Below are 20697 nucleotides of genomic sequence, written 5' to 3'. Positions count from 1 at the left end.
TGATGTCATAGACACCGTATGTTATTCGCATAAGTACTGTGGTCAGCAATCGTCAAACAATCAGTTGTTTTGCGAGACGGCGCCAGGAATCTTGCCGAATTTGGTCTCGCTGCTCTAACAGTAACTGGTTTACAGTGAATCGGTGACCACGGCTTGTGTACATAATCCTCTGAGCCTGTGGTGTGGGACGAACGACGAGAGGCAAAAGTTAACAACCTATCAGTCGGATATTCAGAGAAGTAATGCCCCAAGAGGACTCTGAGTTCGGCGAGCCGGAGTTCTTGGGGTGGCTCCTGCTGAAGCGATTGAAGGAGCAGAGCGATGACCAGATTTCCCGGTCGAAGTTCCTGAAACTCTGTTGCATCACCGACCGACATCTCGCCGAATCTCATGAGTACGAGGTCGGTCTCCCCCGGTACTGGTACATGTACGGGGAGTTGGCGAACGAACACGAGTTCTCGGGGCGGTTCTACAACGCACCGCTGGCCATCGGCTGGGACGGACAGCAGTACATTCCCAAGGAATTGCCAGTCGAGGCGTTCGAAGTCTCAGAAGCTGGTCTCGAAGTGATTCCCGATGCGGTCGACTGGACAGTACGTGAGTTCGGTCGAAAGAACGTCGAGGATATCAAGCAGCATCAGTACGAGGAGTACGCTGAGAACGAGTTCATCCGCCAGTACAGCGAACTCCGGTGGCTCCTGAGTACGATCGATCTGGGCAGGCAGGAGCGGCTGCAGAACTACGGAAGCGGTGGGGAGTCGAACGAGGAGTACCTCAAGCGGCAGCTCGACGAGATGATGGCGGCGTACCCGGGTGACGAGGAGCGTTACGACGAGATGAAATCGCTCTACTTCCGGTGGGACGACACCGCCCGACTTCATGGTCGACCAGTCAACGGAGTACAGCCGTATCGCTGAGTTCCTTGACGACTTCATCCTGGTACTCAGCAAGGAAGTGCTTCGGTTCGTCTACAATCAGAACATCTCCGAGGAACGGCTGCTTGACTGGGAAGAAGACGCCGCCGAAGAGCGGGAAGAGTTCACGGTGACCCTCAGAGACGTCCGCTCCGAACTTCTCCAGGGACGCTCCCGAAGTACGGAACTCGACCGCGTCTCCGATGCGTACTCTCAGACCATCGACGAGAAAATCGAACGCCTCCTCGGCCAGGAATAGATGTCGGACGCCTCGTTCCTCGACACAGGCGTCGTACTCGGGTTCTGTTTTCGTGACGATTCGCACCATCACCGTTGTCGACAGTACCTCACCGACCACGATAGCGAGCTGTTTGTCTCTGAGACCGTAGTTTCGGAGCACCTGAATCGGGAACCGAATCTCGCGGAGGAGATTGCAGACGGAATCTTCGACCACATCGGCCGCCTTCAGGACTCGGAGTTCGAGGGACAGTTGGACTCGATGGACACGTCCCGAATCCGCCAAAACTTGATTTCGGGGTACAACGAAGCCGGGACGACGCTGCACGCGTTCTACAGTGACGAGGTGCCCAACTTCATCCAGTTCGACGAGTTGACCGAGCGGCTCCGCAATCTTGCGCGGGACATAGAACAGATAGCGATCGAGAATCGCCAATCGTTCATGGGGCAGGTAGACGTCTGGGAGCGAGAGAGCGAGTATGCCGACATCGACGACGGGCTTTCGGACATCCCGTGGGACGACCGCCGCATCTGCCTCGACGCGCACGATGTCGCCGAAGTAACCGACTACGTGACCGAGCTGGCGACGACGAACCCGACCGATCTGGTTGACAACGGGTATCGGACGCTGATTCTGGAACAAACGTCGCTCGAAGACGTGGTGTCGCTCGCGAATCGGTCGTAAATCCGGTAGAGAGGATAGCTCTGGTCTGACAGAGGCCTCTACAGTTCTTCCGTAAGTCCTGAACGATGTGTCTGGCCTAGTATTTCAACCAAGCTAGATGACTCTACACAGAGAGAGATGGCTGCACCAGGGGAAGTGTTTGAAGATTTTGAGGCAAGTGAGGAAGCCCAGTCGCACTACGAAGAACACAACCAGAAGCGGGACGATGTCGCCGAGAAGAAGCTCCAACCCCTCATCGAAGACTTCCGAGCGGGTGACGTCGATGTCGTCGAATTTAAGAGCAGGATCGACGGGCTCAACAAGCGAAACCAGCTCTGGGGATTCGACGGCTTCATCGGCCAGATGCATTTCAACAAGCTGTTGAACGCTGCGCCGGACGAGGGAGACTTCGGCGACCGGCTGCGGGAGGCGATTCAGCCGCCCGAATTAGTAGAGCAGGCTAAAACGAAGGTCGACTCGTTCGCTGAGTACACGCAACGGCTGAAGGACAACGATATTGACTCTGACCCATTCCCGAAGTCCACTATTTTCTTCCTCAGCTACTTCTGGCACATCCAGAAGCCAACGGAGTGGCCGATCTTCTACCCCGCGTCGGAGCAGTATCTGGGCGATGAGGATTTGCTCGATACTGATGCCCCGTACGGTTTGCGGTATGCGAATTTCGTCGAGACGCTTGACGAGCTGCGAGAAGAGGCTGATGTCTGGTTAGAAAGCCCGGTCGAGTACCGCGACATCGCAAACGCAATTTATTGGCACGAAGAGTGGGATGAGTCCGACATCGAAGAGGAGACAGGAGGAGGAACTGGCGAGACTGAAGCGTTCGTCGATGTCGATTCACCGTATCTCCCGCCGGCCGTCGCCGATTTGGACGCGGTTGCCGCCGGCACCAATGAGGCCGTGACCAGATATGCGCCAGCCGATACCGATTTGCCGGTCATCTTCGAGCAAAAGCTGGGTGTCCTGTTCGAGATGCTTGGGTTCGATACCGAGGTGTTAGGGCAGGGCTCCGGACGAAATCCTGACGGGATCGCGGAGGCAGTGCGGAACGACTACGCCATCATATACGACGCGAAGAAGCGGGAGGAAGGCTATCGCATCGGTCGGGACGACCGAACGATTCGAGAGTACATCGAGACTCACACGCGTCGACTTCGCGACCAGGGGAAGCGCCACATCGACTTCGCCATCATTTCGAGTTCGTTCCGCGACACGGAGGAATCAACCCTCCGCGACCTGCGAACGAACACCGACATCGACAACATCGTTCTGCTCAAAGCCAGCGTCCTCCAAGAGCTGCTCCGGATGCGGCTCCAGGAACCGTACCTGAATCTCGACGATTTCGAGTGGGTCTTCGGGAACCGACCGGGGGAGATTCAGTCCGAAGAGTTGGAGAATATCGTCCCTGAATGGCGGCAAAGCGATAGCGATTTTTCCGTATAGCCGTAATGGTGGTCTCCCGCTGAAGCGGGTTCTGGCTCTTGTCTCGGACTCAGAGGCCGTAGGAACTCAACCGATAGCCTGCTTTCGTCGACGGGGCGGGTTCCAGCGTGGCATACTGAATCTCGGCGACCGAGTCCGCATCGAATCGGACGTTCGCCCGGAGGACGAGGTAGTCGTCGTTCTCGTTGACGATCCCCATCACCTTCTGCTGGTCGCGTTCCAGCCGAGCGTACTGTCCGGTCTTCACTTCGAGTGCGACAGTCCGCGAGACCTCGCGGTCGGAATCCGAGTAGAGATTGCTAAGTCGAATCGTCAGGTCAGCCTGCCACTGGATGCGCTCGTTTGACCCGTCCTGCTGGACGTCCTCGTACGTGAAGTGCCGGCGATGGCGAACCTGCGTGTAGATCGACGACGGGCTGACCGATTCGAAGACGGGAAACAATATCTGTGGGTGCTCTTCGACGACCGAACGGAGGTGCGTCTTCGCAAGTCCTTCACCCATCTCTCCCTTCCGGTTAGACGACAGGCTACTGAACCATTCCTCCGTGATCTCGGCCTTGCTCATAGGCGGTCTTCTTGTAGATTGCACTTCAGATTAGGGACGCGTCCCGACCACCCGGGAGCGGAAAGCTATACAACCCCCCGAGAACACGTAGGTTACAATCAATGTCTAAGGAAATCGGTGAGTCTGAAGAAGGGGAGCGGAAGACGCTGCCCATTGAGAAAGGATTTCCCATAGAGCGTGTGAACGAGATTGCGGCGAAGGAAGGGCGAGCTAAGCAGTGGTACCGGCCGATTTACACGATGCATAAATGGTGGGCAAGGCGGCTGGGATGTGTTTTTCGTGCTATCTCTCTCTACACGTTGCTTGACGACTCTGACCAAATTGAAGTTCATGAGCCCGGTGAGAACGGCTCACTTTCAGACTATACGACAGATGATATCGGCATCCAGAGTTTGATAGACGAGGTTGATTTGACTGATCCGGATTCCCTCTGGAAACTGTATTCTAAGGATGTCCGTGTGAAGGACAAGAAGGTGCTTGATCCCTTCATGGGAGGAGGGACATCTATCGGAGAGGCTTCACGATTTGGAGCAAAGACCGTTGGTAATGACCTGAATCCCGTAGCTTGGTTCGTTACGAAGAAACAAATGGAGGCCAGCGATGTCGATGTCGAAGATTTAGAGGATGCGTACGAGACACTGCGAGAGGACATCGCCGAGGATGTCCTGCAATACTATCGGACGAAGTGTCCAAACGGGGATCACGATGCCGACATAATGTACGTCCTCTGGGTGAAGGAAGTCGATTGTGTTTCCTGTGGCCATTCTGTTCCCCTCTTCCGAGATTATCGGGTGGGGAAAGGTCGGTACGATCACGACGATAAATACACAGTTCTCGACCCCACCGATGGGTCAGTTATCCGTGTCAACGACTGGCAGTCGGAGCAGGTTTCACCGACCACGGGCGAGACATTCGATCCATCAGAGGGGAACGTTGGGAGCGGTGATTATTCCTGTCCGGAGTGTGGTCAGCAATACGGAATCGCGGATGCTGTCCAAGAGCAGGATGGATTCGACCTTCGTCCCTACGCCATCGAATACTACTGTCAACACTGTGACGATAACGGTCACTCCAAGGGTGAAGTAAAGGACTACAAGGCGCCCTCGGATGATGATCTTGAGCGGTTTGAGGAGGCATCTGAAGAATGGCAGAACTCTCCAGAGTTACACGAGTACGTTCCCAACGTAGACATTCCGTTAGGGATTATGACCGACAGCTCCGCATTCGAAGGGGGGATCGGTGGGGGGCACAATCTTCTCGACCACGGGTTCGACCAGTGGTCAGATCTATTCAACGACCGCCAGTTACTCACACTAAGCAAAATCCTCAGAGGAATCGATCACATCGACGATGAAGATGTCCGAGAGTACTTGCTTCTCATCTTCAGTAACATTCTCCGTACGAATACCCTGATGGTTGGATACGATTATAGTCGGAATGGAATCATCAACCTATTTAAATCGAATTCCTTCGACGTTCCTCATGAGCCAGCAGAAGGGAATCCGTGGGGTGCCGAATATGGCAGAGGTACCTTCAAATCGATGTGGGATATGGTCAAGAGAGGGGTTGAGTATGCAGAAGCACCAACAGAACGTTATATCGAGGACGGTGAAACCGTGGAGACTCCAGAGTTCGCTCGACCATTTGGTGGGGACTTCGAAGTTCATTGTTCGGACGCCCGGACACTAGAAAATGGAGGATGAGTTCGACGTGGTACTTACTGACCCACCCTACTACGACAACATCATTTACTCCGAGATTTCAGACTTCTTCTATGTCTGGCAGCGGATTCTCTTAGCAGACGAATACGAGCACTTCCAGCCAACTGAAACGCCACGTGCTGAAAGCATCGTAGCAAATCCCGCTCAAAACAAGGGAGCCGAGGAATTCGAGTCAGAGCTCGGAGAAGCGTTCGGTAACATCCATCGAATGCTGAAGCAGGATGGCGCCGTCGTTTTCACTTATCATCATGCCGGTGTGGAATCATGGGGTGAACTGCTACAGGCACTCTGTCAGCAGGACTTCGAAGTAACGGCGACGTATCCGATCAACGCTGACGAGAACAAATTCATCGGGGGAGAAGCAGTTACGTTTGATATTGTGATAGTCGCGCGTCCCGCAACAGAAAGAGAACCCATCTCGTGGAACAGCCTCCGGCGCAACATCTACCGAACTGCCCAGAAGACCCGACAGCGCCTCGAAGAGAACCGAGACCTCTCTCGCGGCGACATCGGTGTCGTCGAAATGGGGCGGTGTTTCCACGAGTATTCGAAGCATCACGGCAAGGTCGAACGCGCCGGCGAGACGATGACGGCAAAGGAAGTCGTCGACGAAATCTACGGCGTCATCCAACACGGGAGCGACATCGGAGAGATCGATGTCTTCCTTGACCTGCTGGAGACGCCAGATGCGTCCTACGACGACCTCAACAAACTCAGCCGTGGGACGAATGCGACTCCCGAGCGCATGGAAGATATGCGTCTCTACCGGATGGACGACGGCTTCAAACTTGGTACGTGGGACGATGAGAAGCGCATCGCCTACATCCAGTCACGCGTCGATAGCGATGAGGAACTCACCAACCTTGACAAGGCTCAGTTCCTCCGCTATCGCTGGGAACACGGCAAATCCGTCTCCGAGTACCTCAGCGAGTGGGAGATCACCGATGATCTCCGCGAGCTGTGCGAAGGGCTGGCCGACGCTACCGGGGACGATACCTACCGGAATATTCTGGAATCTCGGCTGAGCGATTATTGAAGGGCAGATAATTTTCGCCATCTGACTCTCATACATTCTCCACCGCTGACCCTATAGGCGGAAATGATACGTAGCAACGAACGTATAGCGGTAACAACTACTGTTCATGATGAGGCTAGAACGATATTTCACTTGGGAAATATATGGGGAGAGAAGAAAGATGAAGAATTCAAGGCCAGAATTGAAGTAGGTCATACCGATACAGAGATGTTTCTGCTTGCGGAAGCGGAAAGTCGAAAGGACACACTCTATGATGGGTTCCAAACTCAATCTGATAAGGTAATCAATTTTGGAACACAGAATACAGAAGGATTTACACCGATAATTAATGGCATCTCACAGGCTTTGTCGACTCCATCCGGCACAAGGATCACTGGGGTGATACCAGACGTGTCCGGTAAATTCGAAGATCGGTTTGAAGACGAACCTGAACTGGATTTCGACTTAATAAAGCATGAGATCGATGAACGAGCTCTTCATTTACACCCCTACGATGATGGTGAGTTTCTCGGACATGTGTTTGTTCCACATCGTCCAGAGATGCGAGACGGAGAAATGTCGGAAGAAACTCAGTTAGACGAATTGAAAAGCCTGCTTGAGTCGGTACAGTCCTCGTTCAATTCGGTTGAGAGTGATGAAGAGACAGCTCCTGAAGGAGAGCCAGCAGAAGGGGGGCGAGCGGATATTAGCGAACTAAGAACAAAGGAACTTGCTGAGCTACTTGAGCGAGGGGAATCTGAACAAATTGAGTTCAAGGAAACATTTCTGTATCACACATATAAGAAGGAACCAGACAAAACCCTGAAAGAAGAGGTTGCTAAAGAGGTCTGTTCATTTGCTAATACAGATGGAGGTGTAGTAATTATCGGCGTTGAAGACGAGGAAAAAGAGGTTATGGGCCTAAAGCGTGATTACGATGTCATAAAAAAGGGGAAAGACGGTTTTGAGGTTCAACTGCACACCGAGATCGCAAGTCGACTTGGAGATACAGCCGACGCCTCCTGTGTTGAATCGGAGTTCAGAACTCGAGATGAACAAGAGGTATGTCTTATTTGGGTGACTGCTGAGTCCCGAACCAGTCTATTTCGAGGGGGATAGCGACAAGACGTTCTACGTTCGGAGCGGGTCATCTAAACGACCGCTGTCTATTGATGATGCAGTTGGATACATTGAAGAACACTGGGGTTGATGAGAAATGACATCTGATTTCCTGAAGGCGAAGCTTCAGTCAATCTCGCCCGATGAGTTTGAGCAGTTTGTCGCTGATATCTGGGCACAGTACGGCTATCAGACTGAGGTCACACCTCCCGGGCCCGATAGGGGTGTTGATGTAAATGCCACTCGGGAGTTTCCCTATCCACGAAAGGAGGTTATCCAAGTCAAGCGCTATGGCCAAGGAAACCCGATAAGCAGTCCGGACGTTCAACAGTACTCTGCCCTGCGGACACAGGAGAATGCTGACCTCGCGCTCATCGTCACTACGAGTAGATTCACCAGCGAAGCGAAGGAAATTGCCTCTGATCTTGGAGTGGAAATTTTAGATGGCGATGGACTTGTCTCTACGATATCGACGGATAATCACTACCAGTTATTAGCAGAGTATTCACCAGTCATGGATACAGCAGGCCATCGATTGCCTTTGGAATCGATGGCTGATGAACTCACAGAAAGCACTGGATTAGATGATTCTGTAGAGGTTCGAAATCTGCTTCGATCCTTCTTTGAGTCACATCCCTCAGAGCCATCCATCGAAACACAGGCGACTCTCACAGCGTTTACCGAGCAGGATGGATGGAAACAGACGACGGTCGTGAGGTGGCCCTCGGAACCGTCGCTCAGTGCTGCCGAAATTGCTGATTCTCTACTCCAATACTCCGGTCAGTACAGGCAAGGAATTATGACGGTTAAGAAGGCCGCTCTCCAAGCAGCCATTTCTGCGATTCTGGATGAGCGGATATGGACAGCACCCGCTGAAATGTCTGCATCAGAACTTGCCAAGTGGTTTGTTGAGACTTTCGATGAGGAGGCGATTCCGGCAGTCGTTGAATATCCTGAAGCCGCACGTGAGAGATCTGAGGAAATTATCGACACGACAGATTCTGTTGCAGTCAATCGATTACGAGTTGCCAAAGAACTGGAAGAAGCCTACCAGCACAATCTGTTATGACGCTCACCGAGATTCATCTCACAGATACCACATTTGACGAGAAGGGTATCCCAGTGTCTGGAACCTCTCTATATCATAAGCACACTCGTTGAGTCCGAGATACCACAGGTTATAACCCCGGATGTGGTGAGTTCTCAATAATGGACGAACTCGTGGACGTCACATTTCGCCACGAGAATTGGGAAAAATTAACAAGTAGGAAAGATGAAGAACAGTCGCTTGGTTCACACTTTCTCACAGTTCAGGCAAATCGCCTCCAAGCTGGCCAACCAGACTCGGAACTCCGTTCGCTCTCACACCTCGACGAGGAGAACGTCAAGCTACTCGAACACCAGGTGGATGCTGCACATCGAGCTCTTTTCGAGATGGACGGAAAAGCACTCCTTGCCGACGAGGTCGGTCTCGGGAAAACCATCGAAGTCGGGATGATTCTCAAGGAGATGCACTACCGTGGCACCGACGATGCGGTGCTAATCCTCACGCCGGCCCAACTCGCACAACAGTGGCAAGGCGAGATGCTGGAGAAGTTCGGCCTCGATTTCACTTGCAACTACGACGACGACTTCGCTGGCTTCGACGCCCACGACCACGTCATCGCCAGCATCGACACCGCTAAGAGCGACCGCCACCGCTCGACCGTCCTCGCCTGTGACTGGGATGTCTTGGTGCTTGACGAGGCTCACTACGTGAAGAACGAGGACACCGACCGCTACGAACTCCTTGAGAACCTCTCGTACGACTACGCGTTCTTCCTCACCGCAACACCAATCCAGAACGACGTCACCGATCTCTACAACATCATCTCGCTTCTTCGACCGGGACTATTCGGGACGCGTGAGGCGTTCCACAACTACTTCGTCAACAAATCCCAGGAGACGCTGGTCAACCGCAACGAACTCCAGACCCGTCTCCGGAAGGTGATGATCCGCAACCGCCGTGACGAGACGGACATCGACTTCACGCCTCGCAATGTGACAACGCGTACCTTCGAACCCTCGCCAGCAGAAAAAGACCTCTACCAGTCCGTGACCGACTACGTTCGCACGGCCTACGGCGAAGATCAAGGCCAGAAGCTCGTTCTGATGACCCTTCAGAAGGAGGTCGTCAGTAGCCCCGAAGCACTCAAACAGACCGTGGAGCGGCAACTCGACGTCGAGGACAGGAAGGTCGTCGCTCACGCCGACCAGCTCAATCGAATTCTCGACTGCGTCGACGCGGTGGGGACACCGACGAAGTTGGAGAGCGTCCAGCGTATTACCAGTGAGGCACGGGAACGCGTGGACAAAGGACGAGTGATCGTGTTCACCCAGTTCCGGGCGACCCAACAGAAGCTGATTGAGACATTCGCTGATCAGGGCTACACAACTCATCCCTTCCACGGTGGGCACAGCAGCGACGATAAGGAAGAAATCGTCGAACGGTTCGAGGAGGAGGGCGGGGTTCTCGTCTCGACAGACGCCATGAACGAGGGTCGAAACCTCCAGTTCTGTAACGTGATGGTCAACTACGATCTGCCCTGGAATCCGATGAAGGTCGAGCAACGCATCGGTCGTATCCATCGCATTGGGCAGGAACGAGAAGGTCTACGTATTCAATATCGCGCTGGAGGATACCATCGAGGAGTACGTCCTTGAGCGACTCTACCACAAGATCGACCTGTTCCAACAGTCGGTCGGTGAGCTGAGCGAGATTCTGACTCGACTGGAAGAGACGGGGCGCAACTTCGAGGACGAGGTGTTCGAACGGCTGGTCTCAGCAGATTCGGAGGTCGAACTAGAGAACGACTTCGACGCGATGGCAATCGACCTGCAGGAACAGCGCGACCTCGCTGACAAACTCGAGGATTTCAACAAGGGCGTCTTCGAAGGATTTGACTTGGGAGATAGTGATGACTGACGCGGCCCTCCCGGTCACCGAGCGAGCAGTCGAGCGTTTTACTGAGGCGTACTTGCGGTCGCTGGGGGCCGAAATCGAAAAGCGAGGACGTCAGTGGACAGTTACGCTTCCCGCTGACGCTGACACCGCGCTCGAATTGGATGGCGACGTACTGGAGATTGTAAGCGATCCGGACGAGGTCGACGAGGGAGTTATCGCCATTTCACCGGAAGCACCATTCGTAGAGCGAATGCTCGACGAATCGGCTGATAAAACACTCCTCGGGTCGCTCTCACTGACACAAGACCATTTCGAGTTGCAACTGCCCCCGTGGATCACTGGTGGAACAGTCGAAGTCGTGGATCGATCGTTCACTCCCTACTACGATAGACGTGCGCTCTGTGCGCTCTTCCACGTCGGCATCGAAACCGTCAGCGAGTACCAGACGGAGGAGCTGCACGCAGTAGCGGTCGACCTCAACGATCACGAGGAACGCCCTCGACTCGCGGAGACGTACTTGGATCTGGCTGAAGACGACCAGCGAGATCCCTCTGAGGGGAGGCAATTCGATGATCAGACGTTGGGTGACGCGATCGAGACTGCCAACGAAGTTCTGGAACGCGAGATTGCACCGATGGTTCGAGACACACGGGAACGTGCGACGCGTGCTGCAGAGGTGGAACTCAGACGAGTATCGGCAGTTCGTACAGCAGCGACGAGAAGAGATAGATGAAGAGATCAGTCGTCTAAACGACCGAATCGAAGACGAGACCGAAGCAATCGACGCCGCCACGGAACAGGCGGAACGTGTCGAAGCACTTCGGAAGCGAAAGGAACTCCAGTCGGAACTCGATGACCGACGAGCCGAACTCGATGATCTCACGGAACAGATAGGGAGGAACTTCCCAAAGAAACGGCGAGAAGTGCGAGAACGACACGACCTGACCGTCCGAATGCGACCGGTAGCAGCAACGTCGGTTTCGTACGAGCGAGGGGATCTCGTCCTCGAACTCAGTGCGGGTGATGCGACTGCCGAGAAATCGTACTCGTATGCCATTGGAGCGGGGGTGATGGAAGAGCCCAGTTGTGATCGCTGTGGGCGGCAACTGACAGGAGAGAATCCGCTTGCTCTGGAGGGAAGTCGCGTTATCGGTGACGCATGTTGTGGAACTGAGGACGTCAGTCGCCCAGCTGATATAGAATGATATCTGGAGTGGTCCTGAGTATGCCTTCTGTGAGTGCGTCCGCCGTCATTTGAGCTGAGGAAACAGCGAATGAACAGATGCCAGCCGGGGTTCTATAGCCGATGCCAGTCAACGTCTCTCGCAGTTCAAGCGCTAATTCTGCATTACCGATATCGACGGTTGGTAGACCAGCATCCCGAAGAGCACTGAGAGCCGCTGGCGTCCTCGAAAGAAGAACGCCACCATTCGCGAGGAAAGCGAACTCTTCTTCGAGAGACATCAACAGTCCCCTACGCCGGTCAGGGTCGTTGACCGCGTTCCTCCACTGCAAGTCGACGTGTGCTTCACCAGAGAATCCCTCCACGCCGTTCCGATCGAGGAGGTCACCGACATCGTCAGGAAAAGTTGGTTCAGCCTGTCCACGGTAGAAGTCCCACAAGTTCGATCTCTGGACAGTTGGCTCCGTTTCGTCCGTGAGCAAACTGTAGAACGCTGCAGGAACGTAGAGTTCGCCAAGCCGAGGTTGAGTCGGCGTTCCCCCCAGTGTAGCCTGAGTCTGTGAAGTGAAGACATTAGAGTCAGATAATCGGTCGAGAGAACGACTGGCTACGAGAAGTGATGGATCTAGCAACACGTCGATAGGCGCTTCAAATTTTCGCTCCAGCTCAGTTCGAAGCTGGTCGTTGCCGGCGCTCATTTAATTCTCGTTTTAGTACCAACTTTGTTAAACACCATCACTATGAGATGGCACACATTGGTCGTTACGCCTACTCATTTCGACCTGGCTGAGAGGATAATCACGACTAGAATTTGGTCGGTTCGTTGTCCCGATCTTCGCAGAAAGGAAGTGATTCGCACGTTCCGACGAAAACCCAGATGAGTTCTCACCTATCGGCTGCCACGAAAAGTATCATATACTGACCTCACCTGCGCGCACTTACTGCGCTTTCCGAGTTCGCTATTTTGATCTTGAGGCTGTTTTTGATACTGGAAATCGTGTTACCGTCCCACACTCAATTACTAAGACTCATCGTCAAAATCGAGTTTCCGTGCGTCAAGTTCGCCCTTGAGATATTGTTTTCCCTGTCTCGTAATATCGTAAACACCGTTTCCAAGGTGGACAAGTAAACCGGAAGAAACGAGCTTCTTACACCGTTGGTTGATATGTTGACGTGAAAACCGGACTCGCCCACTGTCCGCCATCTCTTTAGGGGTGTCAGGTCCCCTTTCAGCGAGATGTTCAAGGATCCGGTCATCAGCCCGTGACATCCAGTCATCATCAAACCGCATAGTCGTCTATGGATTCACCTGGATAATCGGAGTCTCGCTAAGTCACCTTCAGAATCTTTAAGCAACTACAGTTATCTAGAAACTCCTGAAAAGACGATATTACTGCATTTGGACAAAGCAACGATATGATACACAGCGATAAAATAGACGACTTCACCGAATCAATATGGATTAAATGTGAATCCCTAACGCCCCATCCAAAATTTATCGCAACAGAACGAATTGACAGCGCTTGCGGGTCAGCAATGCTCCTATGAGTGATGATCCAGATATTGATGAACTGCTCTCTATCCTCTATCATTCTCTTCGAGCGACTCGCCGACGGTACGTTATTCAGCTTCTTGAGAGAGATAACCGGAGAGTGGTCACGACGCGGGAATTGGCTCGTAAGATTGCCAGTCTCGAACTGAAAGTTCCTGAACAACAGGCTACTGGTGAACCCTATCGTAATGCGTACAATGCTCTCTCCCAGACACATCTACCCACGCTTTCAGATGCTGGAATCATCATCTATGATTCAGAGAGACAAGTCGTGACATCAGGTGACAATTTTGATCTCGCAACACTGCTCATCGATACAAATTCTTCCACCGTACACGTGTTTTCCTCGCTTGTCGAAGGGACGGACAGGAGTGAGGAATAGAGGGCGGCGCAATCACTCATAGAGCAAATGTGTACGCTTCTAAGGTGTGGTTGCGGTGGCTGGCAGGCACGGTCACAAGCAACGAATTATGAAAACTGAGCAAGAATTAAAACCGGATTCAAGAATACAGATACAGCGGTTGCGTGACGCCTTGTCACCGGAGCATTTTCGTGAGTGGTATCGTGAACGCCAGTACAGACAGAATATTGAGAACGGGACGCCATATTTCAACGGACCAGCATCCGTTCCTGATCCTGAACGACACAGCCCAAGTAGGCTCCTCAAGTGTCACCGAAAGGTGTTCTACCAGCAATGCAACGCACCAGAGGAAACATCTGATCCTGACGGAATCTTCTGGTTTGGGACAAGGTTTGAGGAGGATATTGCGTTCCCGTTTCTTGAGCGAGCGATCACCGATTCAGACACTTATGTTCAGAACTCTGTTTGGGTGGATTTTCGAGTGGAAACGGGGGGCAAGAGTTGCAGATTAAAGGCGAAACTGACCCGCTCATTGTTGATGCAGATGCAGTCCCAGTTCTTCCCACAGAAATTAAGACTAAGTCTTCAGTTGAGCATACGCCCTCGCCGAACCGATCACACCGTGCCCAGTTGCACGCATACATGGTAGGACTGTCAGAGAAGTATGACATCGATCTGACTGAAGGCATCGTCATGTACGGGTGCAGGGAAACGATGGATGTCGAGATATTCCATGTTGAATTCGACCCGAAGTTCTGGGAGGATGTTGTTCTTGAATGGGCAACTGCCCACACACAGTATCGGCTAGCAGACGAACTCCCTCCTGCTGAACCCGAGCGTGAGTGGGAGTGTAAATTCTGTCCCTTTCAGGAACGATGTGGTCAAGGCGAGTCAGACTACTCCGATGTCACTCAATACGGATTGCTTCCAGGGTGTGACTATCCTCGACTGAAGGTCCTTGACTATCTGGAGGCACACGACGACGATCGACTCACTCCGACACTGGCAAAAAAGTATCCAGACTTAGTAGATCAGTACGGCGTGGTCCCTTGGAGATGTCCCAAGTGCGCTTCATCCTTCAACAGGAACTTAGATACCTCAGCGGTGGGTGATGATTCGAAACCCCTCTGCCCAAATTGTGCAGAAGAGGACCATCTTGTTGAGCTACGCTTCCCGTCTCTGGAGGACCGACAGAGGAGCACTGTAGCTGGGAAGTCACCAGATGGTAACGAACCAACATGAGTGGTCCAATCCACGGAGAATCGGACACTTTGTGCCTGGTTTGTGGTGAGAATGAATTTTCGGCCCCGTTTGATGAGGTCGAAGCCGTCTGTGACATTTGTGGGTTCGTCGTCTATGATTGGAGGGACTCCTCAACTGATGAGCTGATGACTGCCCAAGCAGGAACGGAGAGCGTTCAGACAGAATCTTGGTCGGATATTCGACCTGCTCACAATAGCACACAGCACCGGTTCAGCGATGCAATTGAAGTCATCGAGAAAGTGTCGAACGCACTCGTAGTTACCTCATCAGTTCGCCTCACGGCAGCCGAGTTGTACGTAGAGGCTGCTGTGTCTGGGATTTCGGAGGGCCGTAGTATCGATACCGTTGCAGCGGGGTCTCTACACATCGCTGCAAAAGACGCCGGTGGGCCACGAACCTTGAAACGAATCGCAAATGTAGCACATGTCAAGCAGACTACGTTGAAAAAGACTGTCCGCCGTCTTTATGATGAGTTTGCTCACGGAAATCTGGTCAAAAGAACCATCGCAGCACCCGAAGAGTATTTGGAGTTTCTATGTCTGGATCTTTGTCTTGATAGTGACGCTCCAGCCGATGCAGCAACGTTATTACAGGAGATTGGCGAGCATTCCGAACTTCAGGGGAAGCATCCTGCTGGTGTTGCCGCCGCAGCAGTCTATTTGACAATGGATTCTCCGCCACCGCAGCGTAAACTCGCAGCGTCTGCTGGCGTTGCGACCGAGACGCTTCGGAAACGGCTAAATGAGTTCAGAGAGTTGCTTGAGGAATTCGAAGATGGATGAGCCAGCAAACCAGATACTATCCCAGCAGCTACTCACCCCTCGCTCGGACGACGACCGAGCGTTCAAGGCTGCAATCTACGCTCGTACTTCGTCTCTCAATCAGAAGTTTGGATATTCGCTCGACGAACAAGTCCGGCAGTGCTGGGAACGGTGTAAGATGTTGGGATGGAAGGTAACCCGGATATTCAAAGATGAGGCCGAGTCGGGTGACGATACTGACAGACCACAGTTCCAACGAATGATGGCCACTGCCAGAGGGGGACACTTTGATGTTGTCGTTTTCTGGAAACTTGATCGCTTCTCTCGGAGCATCTTGCACGCAGTTGAACTCGAACGAGAACTTCGGAAATATGACATCGCTCTGCACAGCGTAACTGAACAATTAGACACGTCGACGCCATCTGGTCGATTCAATTTCCGCAACATCGCGAGCGCTGCGGAGTTCGAACGAGAACACATCAAAGAGCGCTCCCAGATGGGATTCAAAGCGCTGGCGCTCCAACATGCTTGGCCGAACCGAACTCCCCCTTTCGGATACAATAGGATAGAGGACGGTATCTAGAGATTGATCAAGAAGAGGCCGAGATCGTCCAACTCATCTTCGAGCGTTACTGTACACTCAAGTCCATGCCGAAGGTAGCCTCCGAGCTCAACGATCGTGGTTACGAGACAAGTAGTGGTAATAAATGGACGGCACGGACAGTGAACAAGATGCTCCGAAATCCGATTTACTGTGGCCGTTACTCGGTGGCCGGCGTGGACGACATAGTGGCCGAGTATCGTATCGTGGACGAGGCACTGTTTGACGAAGTGACCGAGATCAGACACCGTTTCCGTCAGGGGAACCGTGAGAGTGAGCCTCCCATGGATGAGCGCCGAAAACGTCGATACGCAGAGGACGTATTGTCCATCTATCGTGACTTTCTCCACTCGACCGGAGACCTGCCTCCAAGCATTGAGAGCACCTGATTCAATCCGTCCCGGTACCGAGTTCAAGACATGGCGCTGTTCATCGAACAGATCAACAAAGTCATTGAACACCGTTTCCCAGCCATTAGCTGCACTGGGCTCATCCAAACTCAGGTACCTCTTGATCTCTGAACGAGCCTCTTCAAACTCTCCTAAACGCTCTGGAAGATACTCTACAACCAGATTCTCTGCCCTCGCATACCAGTTCTCGTACTGACTTTTCAGTTCTCTTTGAGTATCTCGCAGAGCCCCATCAGGATCCACCCAGAAAGTCTTGGGCCTCTTTTATCACTCATCCAACCTGCAGAAACCTGATCCCTCTCTGTGTCAAGGGAAGAGAAGAATCTCTCTGCTATTTCCTCAATCTCATCTGCATCACTACACAACTCCCGAAGATAGTCCTGCACTTTCTGCTCAGAGAAATCCATTCACCAGCTAATAACGAGGAAGCCAATTAAACACTATTGACACCGATGACCGGTACGGTAGACAGGACTTTTTCACCAAGACATCTCGCCAAAGTCGATAACGAACTCCTCCATATCATCAGCCATTGGATCACCTGTCAAGTACTCCATCAACAGATTTGTCTGATGGAAAATCTCGTCCATATGTTCAGATAGCTCGGCACGCCAATTATCAAACCTTTCGTGAGCTTCGTCTTCAGGCTTCAACAGCCAGTACAACACACCTCTGTTGACAATTATGAACGTATGCAGAATGCCTTCAAAGTCTGTTTTATCTGACAGACTCCCGTCATTCCCTACCGGTATATCAATCTTGACCGACAGACCAACATCTTCCTCGGTCGGAGAAGAATGAGTGACAATAAACCGAGGCCATGACTTCTCACTATCAACCATGTCAGGTTTCGGCCACGACTCAGTTGAAGCAGTATCCGGCAAAGAAACCACATACTGTATATTGCCATCCCCTGGCTTGACCTTGTGAACCTCACCGGGATAATCACGGAACATCAAGACAGACGACTCAACATGCGGGATATCGCCGAACTCATCCAAGTTCTCAACATCCCACCCGCTAAGTGCAGAAGCAACTTTGTCCGACAGAGGTTCAGAACCGAAAACATCCTCAGCAATCTGATGAAGCGTCTGATCTGCACCCCGAGAGTCTGAATCTACACAGGCCTGCCAGTTCTGACTCGTCGACGTATTCGAAGAGAGCTGTGACTCATCAGGGATCGACTCTCCCGTATCGATATCTGAACACAACCTCTCCACAAACTTGCTGCGAGGCCCGTCATAGTCTCGAACAAAACCAAGAAGACGCTGCCTCTGACTGCCACTCAACTCCTCACTGATCAAATCCATTGGCGGTGTCCAATCCGAATCTTGGACTTCATCAGTTCCATCTCCGATAGTATACAGAAGGTCTGCGGAGATCAGAGAGATAATCAGATCTGAGGGAATCCGCTCACCTACCTCAAATCCCAGCCAATCGAATAATAGCTCACAGGGATACCTGACTTGAAGGGTAGTGTTACCGGATTCCTTGGTCCAGCCCTTGAGATGGTAGCCGCTGTTAGAGGAGCTTCTTTTGTATTTCCGTAGCTTTGCCATCCACTATCCCTTTTTATCGACAAGCAAAAAATGTGCATGCCTAATCAAGCACTATTTTCCAGAGACAGCAGGGACTTGATCTCTATTTTTCCGACGGAGGTCTCGAATTGGATTCTTCGTACGTGTTTACCCCGATGACTCAACGGCCGGCACAGCCTGATCTCGTGAGATCATCTCGTTGTTTCGGGAGACTCGCTTGAGTTCGTCATAGGGATTGCGTCCCTGCTGGCGCCACGTCGCCAGCAGGGACAGCACCGTCTCATGAACGAACATCCCGCGGTCATTGCGGAGTGTTCCGATAAGTTTCCGGAGAACCACCGGTTCACGGAGCGCGTTTTCGGCGGCATTGTTCGTCGGAGAGACCGCTGGCTCACCGACGAAGGTGAGCCAGTGGTCGAGGCCCCCTTCGATTTTTCTGATAAGTGTTGCCACTGGTCCGTCGGGAACCGACCGCTCAATCAGCGACTCAAGCTCTCTTCGTGCAACACGCTGGAGTTCTGCTCGCTCACGAAGAGTCAAGTCGCTCTCCAGTCGCGTCTGGAGAGCGACGTACAACTGCTTGAGAGAGTCGTAAATCGGTTTGCCTTCTGGCTGCTTTTCAGCGGCATCTTCAGCCTCTCGCAGAATATGTGCCCAACACCGTTGGAGATTGTCGCTGAAAGCTGGATAGGCCGTCCACCCATCACAGATAACTGTTCCCGCGAAGTCCTCGCCGAGGACTTCCGCGGGAACGTCGCTTCCACGACTTTCTCTAACCGCGTAGAGCGTATGGTTCTCGGTGGTGAACGTCCAGATCCATGCTTGCTCACCATCCCGTTTGACGCCTGTTTCGTCGATGTGGACAACGTCAGCCTGCTGGATCTGACGGCGGATCTGCTCGTATTCACAGCGACCGGCGCGCGCAGCGCGCTCGGTCGCGTGCCACGCGGCCGCGCCTGACAACTCCAGTTCATGCAGCTGCTCGAAACGGTCTGCAATCTTCCGATAGGGGAGGCGGTAGTCGTACCTCGACAGTGCTGATTGGGCGATAACGTTCACCCCGAACTGCCCCTCATCGGGGCAGTCGGGGTGTGTAGCGACTGTCTCAGTCCCACAGGAGTCGCACTGGTAGCAGTGGCGGTTGTACTGCGTGACTTCTGGTGGCTGCGGGTCCGGTATCTCCTCGACGAGTCGGGGGCTGACGCCCACCGACTCGTCGAAGTGTTGGCCACACTCTGGACAACAGTCACAGGTGACCTCAACTTCTTCGTCTGGATCAGCTGTAGAGCGCCACTCTGGGTCGTGACCGTCCTTCCGTCCAGGAGTGCCGCCATCAGTTCTGACATCGTCGCCTTCGTCATCTTGCGAGGTCGGGGACTCGTCAGTCCCCGACCGTCGCTTACTAGGCGGTGTATGTGGATTCTCGTATTTGCGAAGCCGTGTTTCGAGTTCTTCGATTCGCTCTTGCTGCTCTTCGATCCGTTCGTCCTTTTGCTCAAGCTTCTCCTCCAGCTCGTCAATTCGCTCTTCCATCTGGAGAAACCGTGAGAGAAGTTCGTCTTTACTGAGGTCATCCCAATCCACTATGACCACCTCAGCGTTACCTCAGCAGGGTCACCGGGATGGTCTCCGAGCGGAGACCATCCCTGGAGAAATCCAATTAGCCCTTGCTGAGGGTACATATGCCCCCGATTGGTCGCCTGTTACGAGATAGTGGCGAAGTTCATCGGGGCTAAACACGTACGATTCTTCAATGATCTCGAACTCGCCGTCAAGGAGCTCTGCTACCGAATCGATATGGCGATCTCCCGCAAAAAACACTAATTCAGCGTACTCTTCTCCAAATCGGGTTAGATCCTCAGCCATTCTCTGATCACGGGCCTTCTTATACACCTTGCTTGAGAGCAATGCCGTCCCCGGAATCAGAACTACAGAAAGAATACTCAGCAACGGATGTATCACCCATCCCAGGAACAAGGTCAGCACCGTGAACCAAGAAATCAAGGTCAAATACAGAGGTTGATAGTTGATACGCTGAAGCCAAGAGATATCCGTATACTCCATCTCAAGATCGTGCTCCTCCGCTACTTCCTCAGCGACAGTCGTTTGATTGCCCCCGGTAACCCTGTTTGACTTCGATCTCTTCCTCTTCTGCCACCACAGTACCAGTAACTGAATCAGAACCAGACTCGGATTCTTCAGAACCACCCATTGAGACAGATCTTTATCACTCTCAGCTTTCTCACAGTGTTCCATGACCAAGGCCTCAGCATCTGCTGGAATAACTGAGTGAAGCCGGTCTTTCACCTCTTCCCGAGGATGTGTATGGTTATCCCCGAAGATATAGACTACAGTATTTCCCGGAGAAATCACTTTGTACACGGTGTG

At 52.7% G+C, this 20697-nt stretch carries 20 protein-coding genes and 2 pseudogenes; 15 read left to right on the top strand and 7 right to left on the bottom strand.

Features of this window, described 5'->3' with window-relative positions; translation table 11 throughout:
• The first annotated feature begins 242 nt into the window (after positions 1–242).
• From ACODNH_RS01725 to ACODNH_RS01710, 4 genes are all read left to right on the top strand, one after another.
• Entirely contained in the window at positions 243–917 is a 675-nt protein-coding gene (locus ACODNH_RS01725) for a hypothetical protein (protein WP_434530009.1), read from the top strand.
• On the top strand, positions 880–1173 hold the full coding sequence (locus ACODNH_RS01720) for a hypothetical protein (RefSeq protein WP_434530008.1): 294 nt from the start codon (positions 880–882) through the stop codon (positions 1171–1173). The genes ACODNH_RS01725 and ACODNH_RS01720 overlap by 38 nt, the downstream gene beginning before the upstream one ends.
• Positions 1174–1836, top strand: a complete 663-nt coding sequence (locus ACODNH_RS01715) for a hypothetical protein (protein WP_434530007.1) — start codon at positions 1174–1176, stop codon at positions 1834–1836.
• Positions 1837–1953: 117 nt separating this feature from the next.
• Positions 1954–3276, top strand: a complete 1323-nt coding sequence (locus ACODNH_RS01710; protein ID WP_434530006.1) for a hypothetical protein — start codon at positions 1954–1956, stop codon at positions 3274–3276.
• Positions 3277–3325: 49 nt separating this feature from the next.
• Here ACODNH_RS01710 and ACODNH_RS01705 read toward each other — a convergent pair whose 3' ends face one another.
• Positions 3326–3841 (bottom strand): hypothetical protein, encoded by a 516-nt coding sequence (locus ACODNH_RS01705; protein WP_434530005.1) that lies wholly within the window; start codon positions 3839–3841, stop codon positions 3326–3328.
• Positions 3842–3942: 101 nt separating this feature from the next.
• Here ACODNH_RS01705 and ACODNH_RS01700 point away from each other — a divergent pair.
• The 6 genes and pseudogenes from ACODNH_RS01700 to ACODNH_RS01675 all read left to right on the top strand — a co-directional run bounded on the left by ACODNH_RS01700 (position 3943) and on the right by ACODNH_RS01675 (position 11845).
• Positions 3943–6598: pseudogene (locus tag ACODNH_RS01700) on the top strand (DUF1156 domain-containing protein).
• Positions 6599–6661: 63 nt separating this feature from the next.
• Entirely contained in the window at positions 6662–7696 is a 1035-nt protein-coding gene (locus tag ACODNH_RS01695; RefSeq protein WP_434530004.1) for an AlbA family DNA-binding domain-containing protein, read from the top strand.
• 97 nt (positions 7697–7793) lie between these two features.
• Positions 7794–8765 (top strand): restriction endonuclease, encoded by a 972-nt coding sequence (locus ACODNH_RS01690; RefSeq protein WP_434530223.1) that lies wholly within the window; start codon positions 7794–7796, stop codon positions 8763–8765.
• Between the two features lie 140 nt (positions 8766–8905).
• Positions 8906–10661, top strand: a pseudogene (locus ACODNH_RS01685) (DEAD/DEAH box helicase).
• A complete protein-coding gene (locus tag ACODNH_RS01680) occupies positions 10654–11373 on the top strand; it encodes a hypothetical protein (RefSeq protein WP_434530222.1) in 720 nt (239 codons plus the stop codon). The pseudogene ACODNH_RS01685 and the gene ACODNH_RS01680 overlap by 8 nt, the downstream one beginning before the upstream one ends.
• Positions 11297–11845: a hypothetical protein gene (locus ACODNH_RS01675; protein ID WP_434530221.1), complete on the top strand. Its 549-nt coding sequence runs from the start codon at positions 11297–11299 to the stop codon at positions 11843–11845. Before ACODNH_RS01680 ends, ACODNH_RS01675 begins: the two co-directional genes overlap by 77 nt.
• On the opposite strand, the gene ACODNH_RS01670 is transcribed toward ACODNH_RS01675, so the two are convergent.
• Positions 11820–12521: a hypothetical protein gene (locus tag ACODNH_RS01670; protein ID WP_434530220.1), complete on the bottom strand. Its 702-nt coding sequence runs from the start codon at positions 12519–12521 to the stop codon at positions 11820–11822. The genes ACODNH_RS01675 and ACODNH_RS01670 overlap by 26 nt on opposite strands.
• 323 nt (positions 12522–12844) lie before the next feature.
• Positions 12845–13114 (bottom strand): MarR family transcriptional regulator, encoded by a 270-nt coding sequence (locus tag ACODNH_RS01665; protein WP_434530219.1) that lies wholly within the window; start codon positions 13112–13114, stop codon positions 12845–12847.
• 253 nt (positions 13115–13367) lie between these two features.
• On the opposite strand from ACODNH_RS01665, the gene ACODNH_RS01660 reads away from it, so the two are divergent.
• The 5 genes from ACODNH_RS01660 to ACODNH_RS01640 all read left to right on the top strand — a co-directional run bounded on the left by ACODNH_RS01660 (position 13368) and on the right by ACODNH_RS01640 (position 16750).
• Positions 13368–13757 carry a DUF7344 domain-containing protein gene (locus ACODNH_RS01660; RefSeq protein WP_434530218.1) on the top strand — a complete coding sequence of 130 codons (390 nt, stop codon included), beginning with the start codon at positions 13368–13370 and terminating at the stop codon, positions 13755–13757.
• A 444-nt stretch (positions 13758–14201) separates the two neighbouring features.
• On the top strand, positions 14202–14978 hold the full coding sequence (locus ACODNH_RS01655) for a CRISPR-associated protein Cas4 (protein ID WP_434530217.1): 777 nt from the start codon (positions 14202–14204) through the stop codon (positions 14976–14978).
• Positions 14975–15781 (top strand): hypothetical protein, encoded by an 807-nt coding sequence (locus ACODNH_RS01650; protein ID WP_434530216.1) that lies wholly within the window; start codon positions 14975–14977, stop codon positions 15779–15781. Before ACODNH_RS01655 ends, ACODNH_RS01650 begins: the two co-directional genes overlap by 4 nt.
• Positions 15774–16343, top strand: a complete 570-nt coding sequence (locus ACODNH_RS01645; protein WP_434530215.1) for a recombinase family protein — start codon at positions 15774–15776, stop codon at positions 16341–16343. The genes ACODNH_RS01650 and ACODNH_RS01645 overlap by 8 nt, the downstream gene beginning before the upstream one ends.
• A 65-nt stretch (positions 16344–16408) precedes the next feature.
• Positions 16409–16750 carry a recombinase family protein gene (locus ACODNH_RS01640; RefSeq protein ID WP_434530214.1) on the top strand — a complete coding sequence of 114 codons (342 nt, stop codon included), beginning with the start codon at positions 16409–16411 and terminating at the stop codon, positions 16748–16750.
• Positions 16751–16971: 221 nt separating this feature from the next.
• Here ACODNH_RS01640 and ACODNH_RS01635 read toward each other — a convergent pair whose 3' ends face one another.
• The 4 genes from ACODNH_RS01635 to ACODNH_RS01620 all read right to left on the bottom strand — a co-directional run bounded on the left by ACODNH_RS01635 (position 16972) and on the right by ACODNH_RS01620 (position 20691).
• On the bottom strand, positions 16972–17178 hold the full coding sequence (locus ACODNH_RS01635; RefSeq protein ID WP_434530213.1) for a hypothetical protein: 207 nt from the start codon (positions 17176–17178) through the stop codon (positions 16972–16974).
• Positions 17179–17250: 72 nt separating this feature from the next.
• A complete protein-coding gene (locus tag ACODNH_RS01630) occupies positions 17251–18330 on the bottom strand; it encodes a hypothetical protein (protein ID WP_434530212.1) in 1080 nt (359 codons plus the stop codon).
• A 126-nt stretch (positions 18331–18456) separates the two neighbouring features.
• On the bottom strand, positions 18457–19842 hold the full coding sequence (gene tnpC / locus ACODNH_RS01625) for an IS66 family transposase (protein ID WP_434530227.1): 1386 nt from the start codon (positions 19840–19842) through the stop codon (positions 18457–18459).
• An 81-nt stretch (positions 19843–19923) separates the two neighbouring features.
• A complete protein-coding gene (locus tag ACODNH_RS01620; protein ID WP_434530211.1) occupies positions 19924–20691 on the bottom strand; it encodes a hypothetical protein in 768 nt (255 codons plus the stop codon).
• Between the last annotated feature and the right edge of the window lie 6 nt (positions 20692–20697).

It is taken from the genome of Haloarcula sp. NS06 (genome assembly GCF_051122755.1).
Taxonomy (GTDB): Archaea; Halobacteriota; Halobacteria; order Halobacteriales; family Haloarculaceae; genus Haloarcula.
The sequence above is the reverse complement of the archived record's forward strand: the minus strand, read 5'-3'. Positions and strand labels throughout refer to the sequence as shown.

Coding starts and splice junctions, on each gene's coding strand:
- ACODNH_RS01725 (WP_434530009.1), top strand. CDS start 243: ATGCCCCAAGAGGACTCTGAGTTCGGCGAGCCGGAGTTCTTGGGGTGG.
- ACODNH_RS01720 (WP_434530008.1), top strand. CDS start 880: ATGGTCGACCAGTCAACGGAGTACAGCCGTATCGCTGAGTTCCTTGAC.
- ACODNH_RS01715 (WP_434530007.1), top strand. CDS start 1,174: ATGTCGGACGCCTCGTTCCTCGACACAGGCGTCGTACTCGGGTTCTGT.
- ACODNH_RS01710 (WP_434530006.1), top strand. CDS start 1,954: ATGGCTGCACCAGGGGAAGTGTTTGAAGATTTTGAGGCAAGTGAGGAA.
- ACODNH_RS01705 (WP_434530005.1), bottom strand. CDS start 3,841: ATGAGCAAGGCCGAGATCACGGAGGAATGGTTCAGTAGCCTGTCGTCT.
- ACODNH_RS01695 (WP_434530004.1), top strand. CDS start 6,662: ATGATACGTAGCAACGAACGTATAGCGGTAACAACTACTGTTCATGAT.
- ACODNH_RS01690 (WP_434530223.1), top strand. CDS start 7,794: ATGACATCTGATTTCCTGAAGGCGAAGCTTCAGTCAATCTCGCCCGAT.
- ACODNH_RS01680 (WP_434530222.1), top strand. CDS start 10,654: ATGACTGACGCGGCCCTCCCGGTCACCGAGCGAGCAGTCGAGCGTTTT.
- ACODNH_RS01670 (WP_434530220.1), bottom strand. CDS start 12,521: ATGAGCGCCGGCAACGACCAGCTTCGAACTGAGCTGGAGCGAAAATTT.
- ACODNH_RS01665 (WP_434530219.1), bottom strand. CDS start 13,114: ATGCGGTTTGATGATGACTGGATGTCACGGGCTGATGACCGGATCCTT.
- ACODNH_RS01660 (WP_434530218.1), top strand. CDS start 13,368: ATGAGTGATGATCCAGATATTGATGAACTGCTCTCTATCCTCTATCAT.
- ACODNH_RS01650 (WP_434530216.1), top strand. CDS start 14,975: ATGAGTGGTCCAATCCACGGAGAATCGGACACTTTGTGCCTGGTTTGT.
- ACODNH_RS01645 (WP_434530215.1), top strand. CDS start 15,774: ATGGATGAGCCAGCAAACCAGATACTATCCCAGCAGCTACTCACCCCT.
- ACODNH_RS01640 (WP_434530214.1), top strand. CDS start 16,409: ATGCCGAAGGTAGCCTCCGAGCTCAACGATCGTGGTTACGAGACAAGT.
- ACODNH_RS01635 (WP_434530213.1), bottom strand. CDS start 17,178: ATGGATTTCTCTGAGCAGAAAGTGCAGGACTATCTTCGGGAGTTGTGT.
- ACODNH_RS01630 (WP_434530212.1), bottom strand. CDS start 18,330: ATGGCAAAGCTACGGAAATACAAAAGAAGCTCCTCTAACAGCGGCTAC.
- tnpC (WP_434530227.1), bottom strand. CDS start 19,842: ATGGAAGAGCGAATTGACGAGCTGGAGGAGAAGCTTGAGCAAAAGGAC.